Raw genomic sequence first — 13,080 nt, forward strand, 5'->3', positions numbered from 1 at the left:
CGGCCGCACCGACGACCAGGTCAAGATCCGAGGCTTCCGCATCGAACTCGGCGAGATCGAGTCCGTCCTGGCCGGCCATCCGGACGTCACCCAGGTTGCGGTGGTCGTGCGTGAGGACCGTCCCGGTGACAAGCGGCTGGTCGGGTACGTGGTCCCCACCACCGCTGCCGTAGTGGACCCGCAGGCGTTGCGGGCGCATGTGGCGGGCTCGGTGCCGGAGTACATGGTTCCCTCGGTCGTGATGACGGTGGACGAGCTGCCGTTGACGCCCAACGGGAAGCTGGACCGACGGGCCCTGCCCGCACCCGAGTTCACCGCAGACGGCACCGGCCGTGCCCCGCGCACGCCACAAGAGGAGGTCCTCTGCCAGATATTCGCGGAAGTGCTCGGCGTCGAGCGGGTGTCCATCGACGACAACTTCTTCGAACTCGGCGGCGACAGCATCCTGGCGATCCAGGTGGTGCGCCGGGCGCAGCAGGCCGGTCTGAGCATCACGCCCAAGGACCTCTTCCAGATGCGGAACGTCCGTGGTCTGGCGGGCGTGGCGACCGTCCTCGCCGACGACGTCTCAGAGGACGCGGACGCCGGGATCGGCGAGTTGCCGCCCACTCCGATGATGCGCTGGCTGTTCGAGCACAGCGGGCCGGTCGGCCACTTCCACCAGGCGATGGCCGTGCACACCCCGGCCGGTCTCACCCTCGACACTCTGCGAGCGGCGTTGCGGGCTGTCGTGGAACGACATGACATGTTGCGGCTGCAAGCCGGGCGGAGCACGACCGGTACCGCCCCGACGCTTCGGGTGCAGGAGCGGCACGAGGTCGATGTCGTCGAGCGGGTCACCCGGGTCGATGTGCAGGGGTTGTCGGACGAGGACGTTCACACGCTGACGCGTGCCGAGCTCGACTCCGCGGCCCAGCGGCTGGATCTGGAAGCAGGCATCGCGTTCACGGTCACCTGGTGCGATGCCGGGTCGGCCGAGCGTGGCCGACTCCTGTGGGTCGTTCACCACTTGGCCGTCGACGGGGTGTCCTGGCGGATCCTGATGTCGGACCTTGCGGCCGCCTGTGCCGCTCCCTCGGGCGATGTGAAGCTGGCGCTGAGTCGCACGGGTACATCCTTCCGGACCTGGGCAGCGCAGTTGCAGAAGCTTGCCCGGGACACGGACCGCGTGGCCGAGCTTCCCCTGTGGGTGGCAGCCCTCAACGCCGATGAGGAGAGCCTCGGGCCGGTCGCGCTCGACCCCGCCCGGGATACGTTCTCGACGCTCCGGAGCATCACGCTGTCCCTGCCTGAAGCCCCCACCGCTGATCTCCTGGTGACCGTGCCGGCGGCCTTCCACGCCACCGTTCAAGACGTGCTCCTGGCGGGGCTTACCCTGGCGGTGGCGGACTGGCGCCGCCGCCGCGGCCTTGGCGAGGGCACAGCCGTCCTGCTGGACGTGGAAGGACACGGTCGCGACGGCATGGGCGAGCCGGCCGACTTGTCCTCAACCGTCGGCTGGTTCACCAGTCTGTACCCGATGTTGCTGGACGCCGGCGAGGTGGACTGGCCGGACATCTGGGCCGGCGGGGCCGATCTGGGCCGTACCCTCAAGTGGGTCAAGGAGCAGGTGCGCGAGTTCTCCGACAAGGGCAGCGGCTTCGGACTCCTGCGCTACCTCAATCCCGGTACCGCAGCTGGGCTGGCCGCCTTGCCAAAGCCCCAGATCGCCTTCAACTACCTCGGCCGGTTCGACGTCTCGTCCGCCCCGGACGATGACTGGACGGCCATACCGGAATTCGGTCTCGTCGGGGGCAGCGACCCGGGGATGAGCGTCGCGCACGCGATCGAGATCAACGTCGTGACCGAGAATCGGGCCGAGGGTGCACGCCTCACGGCCCGGTGGACGTGGCCGCAAGCCCTGTTCCCGGACGCGTCCGTGCGCGACCTGGCCGAGACCTGGTTCCGAGTGCTTGGCGCGCTCGCCGTCCACGGGCAACAGCCCGACGCAGGCGGCCACACGCCCTCCGACCTCTCCCTCATCGATCTGAGCCAGAGCGAAATCGATGCCTTCGAAGCCGAACTCGGCTCCGAGTGGGGGACCTGGTGAACGGCTAGAGCGTGGTGCGGGAGGCGTTGAGCAGGCTGCCGGCTGCCTGCTCAACGCCCGGGCCGTAGCGGGCTTGCGCCCTGCCGCGGCCTTCTGCCCGTTGCACGGTCCGGGTGAGCGGAAACCGGACCGCGCTCCACGGGATGCGGACGTTCGGCCGAATGATGTCCGTTATCGGCGCGCCTCAGGAAGTTCGGCTCCCGCCGCGTCGAGCCTGCTCCTCGGGTCCTCCGTGTGAGACGCCGACTCCGCCGCGATTTTCAGCGCGCGCACCAGAAGCAGGCTCGATACCAGTACGAACAGGCCGAAGAGCGTGATGGGCGTCAGCCCTACCGGTTGCAGCAGCTGGGCCGGGTCAGCCTTCACGGACGGCCAGTTGCTGATCCAGTTCGCGGCCACATCCGGTGTCATCACGCCGCTCCCCCACCAGATACCACTGCGCCGCACAAGGCCCCACGAGCACCACGGCCAGCGGGTCGAGGACGACGAGGCTCACGAAGAAGACGCGGATGGACGCGTGCGGGAACGCTGCGTGGGCATGCATTCCACCACGTACCAAATCGCTGATGTGAGCACACGTACACAATCGCAGCATGAGCCCCTGTGTCCACACTCCGGGGGACGCCCCACCTCCCGCTGCACCACGTGGGCGGACACGATCGGGTGACCGACGCCTGACGTCATGCCAGCGTCCGAGCGTCCATGGCCGCGGCCGACGCGCCAAGCGGGATCACGAAGACCACTGAGACTCACACGCATCGGTCCGTCCGTCCGGAACGCTCGCGATGCGCACGCGCCGGCGACACCAGCGGCCCCAGGGCCGCGCCCCGGCCGGCGCCGGCTCGGACGAGGTGGAAGAGGACATGCCGTTCGCGGGCGTGGATATCGGGTGGCGGCTGAAGCGTTCGGCATGGGGCCACGGTTACGCCACCGAGGCCGCCCTGGCCTGCCTGGCCCTCGGCTTCGAGATCCTCGGGCTACCGCAGATCGTCGCGTCAACAACCGTCAACAACCTCCGCTCCCAGGAAGTGATGCGCCGGATCGGCACGACCCGCGACCCGGGTGTCGTGGGCGACAGACAGCCTCGTCCCGTACGACGGGTGCTGGTGGAACTCAGCTCCCGCGATCTCACCCGTGGCCGGGTCCGCTACCGGTACACGGCGTGGTATTCCGCCTCCTTCGGTGCCGCCTCCTCCAGTGCCGCCTGCGTCGGCCGACGTCGCGGCCGCGGCTTCGCCTCCGGTACCGCCTGCGAACACGGTTGAGCCCATCGGCGACTGTCCGCCGGGCGTGCCGTCGTTCCGGCCAAGGACCTCTGAGGTTTTCCGCGCAGCCGCTGACGCTGATTCCCCGGCCGCCGGCCGATCGGCCATACGTCGCGTGAGGGGCTGCGGGTGGCGAGTCCGGCGGCGAGACACTGCGCCTTCGTTGGCTTCCCCTGCCCGGCAGTGGAACGTCGAAGGCGGTCGGCAAGAGGGGCGAACGCGACAGGAGGTGTGAGCTTCCGGTCAGTTGGGGCCGAAGGCCATCAAGGAGGCGCATCGTTTCTCCACAAGCGAATACATGTTCGCCATGAGTTCACCTACCGTCTGTCTCTCGTTCCGGTCTTTCGGGGCCTTCCAGCCTCGGTACTTACAGGGAGTGCAGTCATGGAGTCGTTACGGCATCTCGCTGCCCACCTCGGGCTCGACCTCGCCGCCGTCGGCGTGCTGACCTTCGCCATCTACTATCCGCGCCACCGTCGGCGCGACCTCGTGCCGGCCTATCTCGCCCTGAACACCGGCCTCTTCACCGTCGTCACCGCCCTCGCCGAGGTGCGCAGCGGCGGGGCGGCCCTGGGCTTCGGCCTCTTCGGCGTGCTCTCGATCGTGCGACTCCGCTCCGACGCCGTGCAGCACGAAGAAGTCGCCTACTACTTCACCACCCTTGTCCTCGGCCTGCTCTGCGGACTGCCGAGGCTGCCGTTCGCGCTCACCGGCGGGCTGTGCGCCACCCTGCTCCTCATCGTCTGGGCGGCCGACAGCCCCCGCCTCCTGGCCGACACCCGGCGCGCCGTCGTCACTCTCGACACCGTCCACGAGGACCCGGCCGCGCTACGCGCCGACCTCGCACGGCGCCTGGGTGAGCCCCTCCACTGGACGGTCATGGAAGTCGACTTCGTCCGGGACCTCACCGTCGTCGACGTCCGCTACCGCGAGAGCACAGCCGCCCCGGCCGGCCGGGGCCCCGTGCCCGCCGCCGGACCCGCCCACCGGACCACACCCACCTGGGAAAGCGCATGACCCCCGCATCGATCCGCTCCGCCGCTGCGGTCCGCGCCATCGGCGACGCCGCCCACGGCGCCGGCCCGATCTCGCTCGACGAGCTCAACGAACGGGCCGCTCTCCTCGCGCGTTTCGACCACAGCTACCTGGTGCCCTCGGACACCTTCCTGCGCATCGTCGGCCGGCTCACCGACCCGCACCGGCGCGGCGGCCCCTTCCGCGCCCTCGCCATGGACGGCCGACGTGCCTTCCGCTACCACTCCGTCTACTACGACACCCCCGAGCTCCGCTCCTTCCACGACCACCGGCAGGGCCGCCGGCTCCGCTTCAAGATCCGGGAACGGGTCTACACGGACACGGGTGAGCGGCAGTTCGAGATCAAGCTCAAGGGGCCGCGCGGCGACACCGTCAAACGCCGCCGTCCGTTGACCGGAGCGGCCACCCCGCTCGACCCCGACTGCCGGGGGTTCCTCGCCGACACCCTGCGCACCGCGTACGGCATCGGCGCCCCGGCAGCCCTCGCACCGTCCTTGTGCACCGACTACATTCGCGCCACCTTCGTGGCCGACGGCGAGCGCATCACCTGCGACGCGGCACTGGTCTGCGACGACATGCGCACGGGGCGCACCGTGCGGTGCACGGACGACCTCGTCCTCGTCGAGACCAAGACCACCGGGCATCTCACCGAGGCGGACCGCCTGTTGCACGCCCACGGGATACGCCCCGCCGTCTTCACCAAGTACTGCAGCGCCTACGCCGCACTGCGACCCGCGCTCCCCGCCAGCCGGTGGCGCCGCGCCTCCCGCCGCGCTTTCGGTGAGGTGGCCCCGGAGCCGGAGTGTTGAACGGCCGATGAAGACCCGGTGGCATGACGGGCCCGCCGCCGGGACAGCCCTGCGGCCGGGAGGCGATGTGCGTCCTCCCGGCCGGACACCGGGGCCCTGTCGCGCGGATCTTCGCTCGTGGGCGCGCCCGTTGTGGCATGGCTGGCCCCGGCGAGAGGCGCGGCGCATTTCTATGTGCGGACGGCGTGGCGATCCGAGTCCGGCTCGCCGCCTGCGCAGTCGGCCTCACCGTCCAGGACGTGAGGAAACGCAAGTTGGACACCACCGGTGTCGTGATAGCCGACCGCGATGCCGAAGGCATCTGGCGAGTCCTGCCCTGGGCCAGCCTGCTGGTCGGGGGTGCTGGGATCGAGCCGTGGGACAGCGGCCCGGCAGGCCAACCGCTGCAGTGGGCCAGTCCCCGGCTCGGCCATTCTGAAGCCGCCAGTGGGTCCGAGAAGTCTTCCAGCGTACTGAGAGACACCACCAATCATCGCCACACCAGCTTCATGCCGTGCATTTCCCGACGTCGCTTTGACGCACCATTGGCGGGTCTCCTCCTGCGGGAAACGACGGATGGCCAACGGCCGGGGCCGGCGGCACAGGCCCCGGCGTCCGTCGCCGCTCGAAGATCAGAACGGCTTGTGTTCAGGTCGTCACCAATCCGAAGACGCACGAGACGTTGCTGCTCCAGTCCGGCACGGAGGTTACGGACCCGGAGATCGCCGAACAGATCACACATCCTGACGCGTGGGCGCCGCAGCCCACACCCACCGCCGCTCCGAGGCCACCTCGCGCACCGCGCCAGACGAAGCCTGCAGACGAGCCCTCCGCATCATGACGCTCACCGACACCGACTGTGCCTACCTGCGGTACGAACTCGGCGAAGGCGGCCGTCACGACCTCGATGCCCGATACCAACGCCTTGGCACCGTCGAAGGCGTCGCCATCGAGGTCCTGCGAGAGCGTAAGGCGGCGCTTGTCTCCGATCCCCTGGCCGTCACTGCCCAGGGGATCGCCGAGGTCAACAACGCAAAGAACGTCAAAGCCCTTGAGCCGCAGATCGCAGGCCTGGAAGACGCCACGGCGGGAAACGCCATCGGTGCTCTTCCCGCGCCACTGCTTCGCCCCCAAAGCCGTTGACGCGAGTAGGGCTGCGGGGACAGTCGAGGACAACGGCAAGTCCGGGTTCATCAGCTGCCGCTGTGGTCTTCCGGCCGGTCGCGCGCGCAAATCAGGGTCCTGCAAGTGCCCTTTGATGACAACGAACCGGTGTTCAAGCGAAGCAAGTTGGGGACGAACCGCTACGAGTACAACCCGCGGAACCCCATGGGCTTCACCTTGAGCGTCATAAGCATCCTCTTCGCCGGAGAAATGCTCCTGCTCATGTACAACCACGCCGGCCCGTACGCGCATCCCTCGGACCCCACGCCCACGCCGTTGAGTACACCAACGGACATGTGGCAATACGCTCCGCCCACAGACGACGGGAGCGGCGGTCCGATTCCGTCGGGACCGCCGTCGGCCTCGTGGACGCCGTGACGGCCCGGACCATGTTGCCAGTGATGGACTGCCGGCCCTACGAGCCGCAGACTCATGCGGCCTGCGCGCTGGGTCCCTGCCCTTGCATGATGCGTGCCGGAGGCAAGTTCAAGAACCGCTGCGGCAGGAGCAGTCCGCTGTCCTAACTGCCGCCTGACGGCGCAGGCCTCGGCGGGGGCCTGCGCCGTGGAGAGAGTGATCCGACTTGGCTGCGTGACCCTGACGGCTCATGCCCCCGGAGGGGGCGGGCACTGCGCCACGCCGATCTTCGCTCATTCGGGTCAACATGCCGCCTCTCGGTGCGGCCGGGCCTCCTGTCCGGGCACGCCTCGGTAAGGCCAGGCACGACGGCTTCGGGGAGGCGCCGATGACGACAGCATCCCACCAGCCTGTCGAGCACACCCACGATCCCGCTGGGGCTCAAGCTCTTGTGGCGGATTGGGCCAGCACCTGGACTCCCCGTTCCTCCCCTGTCGGCATGCCGCCCGCCGGTGGACTGCGGTTTGCGTTCTACGGTCGAGTGTCCACCGAGGACCACCAGGACCCGGACACGTCGCAAGCCTGGCAATTATTACGCGCCCAGGCTCTCGTCTCCGGACACGGACGGATCGTCGCCGAGTTCTTCGACACCGGACGCAGCCGCACCGTCCCTTGGGCACGTCGGCCCCGCGCTGCTGGCGGCTGTGGCCGACCCCGACCGGGAGTTCGATGCCCTTGTCATCGGTTCCAGTGAACGCGCCTTTTACGGCAACCAGTTCGCGACCATGGCTCCGCTCTTCGATCACTACGGCGTCGAGGTGTGGGTGCCGGAGCTGGGTGGAACGGTCGACCCGCAGGTCGGCGGGCAGGAGGAGCTGATGATCCTGCTCGGCATCCTGTCCAAGCGGGAAATCGCCCGCGCCCGGATCCGGGTGCGGGCCGCGATGACCGTGCAGACCCGCGACCAGGACCGCTACCTCGGCGGCCGCCCGCCGTACGGTTACCGGCTCGTCGATGCCGGTCCGCACCCCAACCGGTCGCATGCCCGCCGCGGTGTCCGCATGCAGCGTCTGGACACCGATCCCGAGTGCGGGCCGATCGTGTCCTGGATCTTCACCCAACGCCTGGCCGGCCACAGCACCGCCCGTATCGCCCGTGCATTGAACGACGCCGGCATTCCCTGCCCGGCTGCCGCCGACCGGGCCCGGAACCCGCACCGCGATGGGCGGCACTGGGTGCTGAACACGGTGCGGGCCATCCTGGCCAATCCCCGCTACACCGGCCGGCAGGTCTGGAACCGCCAGCGCACCGACCACGACCTCGTCGACCACGCCAACACCACAGTCGGCCACCGCGACGTCATGCGCTGGAACACCCCCAGCGACTGGATCATCTCCGCCCACCCAGCACACCCAACACTGGTCAGCAAGGCCGACTTCATCACCGTCCAGGACCTGCGCATCCACCGGGAGACGGCGCCCGGGCGCACCTATCGCCTGGCCGGGCTGCTGTGCTGCGGCGTCTGCGGCCGCCGCATGGAGTGCCACTGCAGCCACCATCGTGCCGGCTACCGCTGCCGCCACGGTCACACCAGCACCACCCGCCCCGACCCCGGCCGCATCCCCAACACCTACGTCCGCGAAGACCACGTTCTGCCACATCTACCGGCCCTGCACCTCCGCCTCACCAGCCGTCTGGATCCTCCCGGGCGGCGTCCGTGAGCCGTGACGCGGTGCAACCCACACCCGCCCAGGCGATCGCCCACCTCCGCAGCGAGGAGATCATCCTGACCTACGACCCAGCGGCCAGGACCCTGACCGCGAACACACCCCAGGCAGAAAGGATCACCATCAGCTGACCAAACCCACCACTGAAACGTCGGCGCAGAAGAAGCCAGACCGCAGGCACCGAAACGACGAACACCCGCCCCGGCCGGAAGCCGAAAGCGGGTGCCAATATCCCCTGCCCAAGAACAGGGCGCCGTGGGGCAACTGTCAACTGTGTCCGAGGGGGGACTTGAACCCCCACGCCCGATAAAGGGCACTAGCACCTCAAGCTAGCGCGTCTGCCATTCCGCCACCCGGACTAGGTGTCTGCCGCCTTGCCGGGGGTGTTCCCCGCGGCGACATGGACAACAATACCAAGGTTTCAGAGTGCCTTTCACCTGCGTATCCGTGCCCTGAGCGGCGGCCCGGGCCGGCGAGCCGCCGAGATCGTTGACGGTATACAGAATGCGAGATCCTGTGTACACGGTGCGATGAATCAGGGCGTGAGCTGGTACTCCGGGAAGTTCCCGGGCGGCCGCTCCCCCGCCGGCCCTCGGGTGACGGCACGCACCAAGAGATCGCCGACGACGAAGGAGCCGCGCAGCGAGGCACCGAAGCCGCCGAACAGCTCGTCGCGGTCGCCCCGGGAGCGGGGCACGCCGTGCCCTGTCTTGAAGGCGCGGATCTGCGGGGCGAGCCGGTCGTAGACGTTCCGGTCGTCCGTGGCGAGGGTGGCGACCAGCGCGCCGTTGGAGGCGTTCATGGCGGCCAGCAGCTCGGCCTCTGTGTCGACGAGGACGATCGTGTCGACCGGTCCGAAGGGTTCCGCGTGGTGCAGTGCGGACGAGGGCGGCGGATTGAGGAGAGCCACCGGGTGGACGTACGCCGTCGTGTCCTGTCCGGGCAGGAAGCGCGCCGGGTCCGGCCGCCCCGGTGCAGCGGTACGGCGCCCCGGTCCACGGCCTCCGCTACCTGGTCGGTGAGTTCCTTGTCCTTGACCGCGTGGATCAGGGGGCCGAAGTCGAGGTCCGGGAGCGGGTCGGCGGGGGCCGCCACGGCGAGGGGGTGGCCGACGCGTACGGCGCGGACCGCCGGGAGGTAGCTGGCGAGGAACGCGTCGAAGAGGAAGCGCTGGACGACGAAACGCGGGTAAGCGGTGCAGCGCTGTTTTCCGTAGTCGAAGAGCTGTCGAAGAGCTTGGGGATCACGTTGCCGAGCCGAGCCCAGCCGTAAAAGTCCCAGATGCCCCAGGTGTTCAGGCCCTCCTGTTCCAGGATGTGCCGTTTGCCGAGGTCGGCGACGGCGGTGGCGTCGGCGGCACCGGTGTCGCGGCCGCCGACGAAGGACAGCGGCAAACTGGTCAGCGGACTGTTCGGCGGCGGCCTCGCCTCCATGGTGGTCGACGCCCGGGGCTACAACGGCGCCTACGCGCCGGCCGGCGGCGTCTCCATGGTGGCAGCGGCGATCGCGCTGCGCTGCGCCAGCCGGGCCGGGACGGCAGGACGGCGGCCGTCACCACACCGGGAGGTCCAGCCGGTGTCCTAACTGATCGCTTCAGAATGCGGTGCGTACTCGCCTCAAGCAGATGACGGATCAGGCGAGTTGGAGGAGCTCTGGCGAAGGTAGGCACGTATCTCGTAGCGGATGCGCAGGCGTTTGACCTGGTGCAGCCACGCGAACGTCCTCTCCACCACCCAGCGGGTCTTGCCCAGTCCAGAGCCGTGCGGGGTGCCGCGCCGGGCGATCTTCGGGGTGATGCCGCGCTTGCGGATCAGACGCCGGTACTTGTCGCAGTCGTAGCCGCGGTCGGCAAACAGCCGTCTCGGCCTGCGCCGGGGGTCGGGGGCGGCCGCGTCTGCCGCGGAGGCGCGGGATCGCGTCCAGGAGGGATGAGCTGGGTAACATCGTGCCGGTTCCCGCCGGTCAGCGACACGGCGAGCGGAGCACCGTGGCGGTCGACGATCGCATGATGCTTGCTGCCGGGGCGGCTGCGGTCGACCGGCGACGGTCCGGTGTGAGCCCCCCCTTCAGCGCCCTCACGTGCGAGCCGTCGATCGCGCAGTCGTCCATCTCCAGCAGCCCGGCCCGTCGCAGCTCGACGAGCAGGGCCGCCTGGAGGCGGGGCCATACCCCGGCCTCGGTCCAGTCCCGCAGCAGCGGTGCTGCTGCCGGAACGGATCTGGCGGGCGGTCGCCGCGCACCCCTAGCACTTCAGTGGACGCCCGGGATGGAGGGCCGTCACCCGTTCGGGGGTGCTCAACCGGCGGCCGGGCGGGAGGGCTCGTAGCGTCCTGCCGTAAGGACGCGTGCCGCACCCGCAGGCCCGCTGGTCCGCTCCCGCCCCGCTCACCAAGGAGGCACCTGTGACCGCCACCCGCACACGGCGCCCCGCCCCTACCGCGCCCCCGGTCCGGCGGGCCGCAGCCAAACCCGCTTGGTCGGCCCCGGTGGTGGAATGCCACCGCACCGGCGCCGAGGTCACCGCCTACGCCGGACAGACCGCCCCATGGCGCAAGCGCTGACCCGCGAGCGGTTCGCCGCCAGGCTGTACGACCTGCGCGGACGGTACTGGGACAGCCATCCGTTCCACCAGCGCCTGCACTCCGGCGGCTGCACGCCGCCGGAGTTGCGGCGCTGGGTCGCCAACCGCTGGTACTACCAGCTCTGCCTCACCCGCAAGAACGCCGCGATCATCGCCAACTGCCCGCTGCCGGAGGTCCGCCGGGTCTGGGTCGAGCGGCTCGGCCAGCAGGACGGCACAAGCGACACCGAGGGCGGGCTGGCCGACTGGCTGGTGCTCGCCGAGGCGGTCGGCCTGGACCGCGGGGAGGTTCTCGACGAGCGGCACGTCGCCCGTGGGGTGCGCTTCGCCGTCGACGGTTACCTGTACTTCTGCCGGACCAGACCGTGGACCGAAGGTGTGGCAGCGGCGCTCACCGAGATGTTCTCGCCGGACCACATGGCTGCCCGCGTCACCGCCTGGCGCCGGCACTACGAGTGGATCGACCGGGCCGGCTACGCCTACTTCGAGCGCCGCATCCCTGTCGCCCGAAAGGACAGCGCCCGCACCCTTGAGCTCGTCCTGGACCACTGTGTCACGGCCGAGCAGCAGCAGGCCGCTATCGCCGCCCTGGCCTTCAAGTGCGAGGTCCTGCACGCCATGCTGGACGCGGTCGACTACGGGGCCGCCCGGTGAGCACCGCTGGCCCCGCCGTGGTCCCCGGCCTGCGCAAAGGGGTGCGGCTGGTGCACGACCCGGTCCGGAACCAGGCCGCGCTGGTCTACCCCGAGGGCGTGCTGATGCTCAACGACAGCGCGGCCGCCGTACTCCGGCACTGCGACGGACGCCGGGACGCGCGAGGGATCACCGCCCGGCTCCGCGGCGAGTACGACGGGGTGGACGGCGAGCAGGTCGGCGCACTGCTCGCCGATCTCGCCGAACGGCGGCTGCTCGCCCTGGACGGCACCGGCGCACCCGCCCGCCCCGTCACCGCCGCCGGCCCGTCCGGCGCCGCCGTACACGCACCCGCGCCGCTCGGTCTGATCGCCGAACTCACCTACCGCTGCCCGCTCCAGTGCCTCTACTGCGCCAACCCGGTCGAACTGTCCCGCTACCGTGACGAGCTGGAAACGGAGCGTTGGCTGCGGCTCCTCGGCCAGGCGCGGGACCTGGGCGTGCTCCAGGTCCACCTCACCGGCGGTGAACCGCTGCTGCGTCGCGATCTGGCGGTCCTCGTCGACCGGGCCCGTCGGCTGGGTCTCTACACCAACCTGGTCACCAGCGGCATCCCGCTGGCCGCTGGGCGGGCCGCCGAACTCGCCGACGCGGGCCTCGACCATGTGCAACTGTCACTCCAGGACGCCGACGCAGTGCGCGCCGACGCCGTCGCCGGGCTCACCGCACATGACCGGAAACTCGCCGCGGCACGGCAGTTCACCGATGCCGGACTGCCGCTGACCATCAACGCCGTGCTGCACCGGGGCAATCTGGCGCGGCTCGGCGACCTCGCGGACCAGGCGGTGGCGCTGGGCGCCGACCGGGTCGAACTCGCGCACACCCAGTACTACGGCTGGGCCTGGCGCAACCGCGCCCACCTCGCGCCCGGCGAGGAACAGGTCCGGCAGGCCGAGCGGGACGTCGCCGCGGTCCGGGAACGCCACATCGGGCGGGCCGAGATCGTGCTCGTCGCCGCCGATCACCACGCCGGCGAGGTGAAGCCGTGCATGAACGGCTGGGGAGAGCGTCAGCTGGTGGTCGCGCCCAATGGGGACGTGCTGCCCTGCCTCGCCGCCGCTCAGCTGCCTGATCTGCCGGTGCCCAGCGCGGTCACCGGGGATCTGGCGGCGATCTGGCATGACTCGCCCGCCTTCAACCGGTTCCGGGGCACCGCCTGGATGCCGGAGCCGTGTCGCAGCTGTGCACTGCGCGAGGTGGACCACGGCGGCTGCCGCTGCCAGGCCTTCCAGTTCACCGGCGATCCGGCCGCCACCGACCCGGCCTGCCCCCTCTCGCCGCACCATCACCTGGTCACCGACCCGATCCCGGCCGACACCCCGGCCCCCAGACGCTTCCGCTGAGGCGCGTCCGGGGGCCGGGATTCGAGCGCGGCGAAGGC

At 70.1% G+C, this 13,080-nt stretch carries 10 protein-coding genes, 1 tRNA gene and 4 pseudogenes; 11 read left to right on the forward strand and 4 right to left on the reverse strand.

Annotated elements, in window-relative coordinates; all coding sequences use genetic code 11:
• Positions 1-2,089: condensation domain-containing protein (locus ACZ4MF_RS44040; RefSeq protein ID WP_467499397.1), on the forward strand; the 2,089-nt coding region annotated here is incomplete at its 5' end.
• 171 nt (positions 2,090-2,260) lie between these two features.
• Here ACZ4MF_RS44040 and ACZ4MF_RS44045 read toward each other — a convergent pair.
• A complete protein-coding gene (locus ACZ4MF_RS44045) occupies positions 2,261-2,500 on the reverse strand; it encodes a hypothetical protein (RefSeq protein ID WP_467499399.1) in 240 nt (79 codons plus the stop codon).
• Positions 2,501-2,925: 425 nt separating this feature from the next.
• Between ACZ4MF_RS44045 and ACZ4MF_RS44050 the strand changes: the two are divergent.
• From ACZ4MF_RS44050 to ACZ4MF_RS44075, 6 genes and pseudogenes are all read left to right on the forward strand, one after another.
• Positions 2,926-3,150 (forward strand): annotated as a pseudogene (locus tag ACZ4MF_RS44050) (GNAT family N-acetyltransferase); the annotation flags it as partial.
• Positions 3,151-3,738: 588 nt separating this feature from the next.
• Positions 3,739-4,371, forward strand: coding sequence for a DUF4956 domain-containing protein (locus ACZ4MF_RS44055; protein WP_158926978.1), 633 nt, complete (start codon positions 3,739-3,741; stop codon positions 4,369-4,371).
• Complete coding sequence (locus tag ACZ4MF_RS44060; RefSeq protein ID WP_467499401.1) at positions 4,368-5,198, forward strand: polyphosphate polymerase domain-containing protein; 831 nt, start codon at positions 4,368-4,370, stop codon at positions 5,196-5,198. Before ACZ4MF_RS44055 ends, ACZ4MF_RS44060 begins: the two co-directional genes overlap by 4 nt.
• An 816-nt stretch (positions 5,199-6,014) precedes the next feature.
• Positions 6,015-6,320, forward strand: a complete 306-nt coding sequence (locus ACZ4MF_RS44065) for a hypothetical protein (RefSeq protein ID WP_467499403.1) — start codon at positions 6,015-6,017, stop codon at positions 6,318-6,320.
• A 1,082-nt stretch (positions 6,321-7,402) separates the two neighbouring features.
• Positions 7,403-8,419: a recombinase family protein gene (locus tag ACZ4MF_RS44070; RefSeq protein ID WP_467499405.1), complete on the forward strand. Its 1,017-nt coding sequence runs from the start codon at positions 7,403-7,405 to the stop codon at positions 8,417-8,419.
• Between the two features lie 11 nt (positions 8,420-8,430).
• Positions 8,431-8,556, forward strand: a complete 126-nt coding sequence (locus tag ACZ4MF_RS44075; RefSeq protein WP_467499407.1) for a hypothetical protein — start codon at positions 8,431-8,433, stop codon at positions 8,554-8,556.
• Positions 8,557-8,699: 143 nt separating this feature from the next.
• Here ACZ4MF_RS44075 and ACZ4MF_RS44080 read toward each other — a convergent pair.
• Both ACZ4MF_RS44080 and ACZ4MF_RS44085 read right to left on the reverse strand, forming a co-directional pair.
• Positions 8,700-8,784, reverse strand: a tRNA-Leu gene (locus ACZ4MF_RS44080).
• A gap of 176 nt (positions 8,785-8,960) precedes the next feature.
• A pseudogene (locus ACZ4MF_RS44085) lies at positions 8,961-9,813 on the reverse strand (aldehyde dehydrogenase family protein); the annotation flags it as partial.
• Between ACZ4MF_RS44085 and ACZ4MF_RS44090 the strand changes: the two are divergent.
• Positions 9,812-10,053, forward strand: a pseudogene (locus tag ACZ4MF_RS44090) (hypothetical protein); the annotation flags it as partial. The pseudogenes ACZ4MF_RS44085 and ACZ4MF_RS44090 overlap by 2 nt on opposite strands.
• A gap of 4 nt (positions 10,054-10,057) precedes the next feature.
• On the opposite strand, the pseudogene ACZ4MF_RS44095 reads toward ACZ4MF_RS44090, so the two are convergent.
• A pseudogene (locus tag ACZ4MF_RS44095) lies at positions 10,058-10,618 on the reverse strand (IS5 family transposase); the annotation flags it as partial.
• A gap of 152 nt (positions 10,619-10,770) precedes the next feature.
• Here ACZ4MF_RS44095 and ACZ4MF_RS44100 point away from each other — a divergent pair.
• From ACZ4MF_RS44100 to pqqE, 3 genes are read left to right on the forward strand one after another with little or no spacing between them, the layout of a single operon-like run.
• Positions 10,771-10,986: a hypothetical protein gene (locus ACZ4MF_RS44100; RefSeq protein WP_467499409.1), complete on the forward strand. Its 216-nt coding sequence runs from the start codon at positions 10,771-10,773 to the stop codon at positions 10,984-10,986.
• Positions 10,971-11,660 (forward strand): pyrroloquinoline-quinone synthase PqqC, encoded by a 690-nt coding sequence (pqqC, locus tag ACZ4MF_RS44105; protein ID WP_467499412.1) that lies wholly within the window; start codon positions 10,971-10,973, stop codon positions 11,658-11,660. The genes ACZ4MF_RS44100 and pqqC overlap by 16 nt, the downstream gene beginning before the upstream one ends.
• The gene (gene pqqE, locus ACZ4MF_RS44110; RefSeq protein ID WP_467499414.1) at positions 11,657-13,042 is read left to right on the forward strand and encodes a pyrroloquinoline quinone biosynthesis protein PqqE; all 1,386 of its coding nucleotides are present in this window, start codon (positions 11,657-11,659) and stop codon (positions 13,040-13,042) included. Before pqqC ends, pqqE begins: the two co-directional genes overlap by 4 nt.
• Positions 13,043-13,080: the final 38 nt, after the last annotated feature.

Source organism: Streptomyces sp. NPDC025793, from assembly GCF_055558375.1.

Coding starts and splice junctions, on each gene's coding strand:
- ACZ4MF_RS44045 (WP_467499399.1), bottom strand. CDS start 2,500: ATGACACCGGATGTGGCCGCGAACTGGATCAGCAACTGGCCGTCCGTG.
- ACZ4MF_RS44055 (WP_158926978.1), top strand. CDS start 3,739: ATGGAGTCGTTACGGCATCTCGCTGCCCACCTCGGGCTCGACCTCGCC.
- ACZ4MF_RS44060 (WP_467499401.1), top strand. CDS start 4,368: ATGACCCCCGCATCGATCCGCTCCGCCGCTGCGGTCCGCGCCATCGGC.
- ACZ4MF_RS44065 (WP_467499403.1), top strand. CDS start 6,015: ATGACGCTCACCGACACCGACTGTGCCTACCTGCGGTACGAACTCGGC.
- pqqC (WP_467499412.1), top strand. CDS start 10,971: ATGGCGCAAGCGCTGACCCGCGAGCGGTTCGCCGCCAGGCTGTACGAC.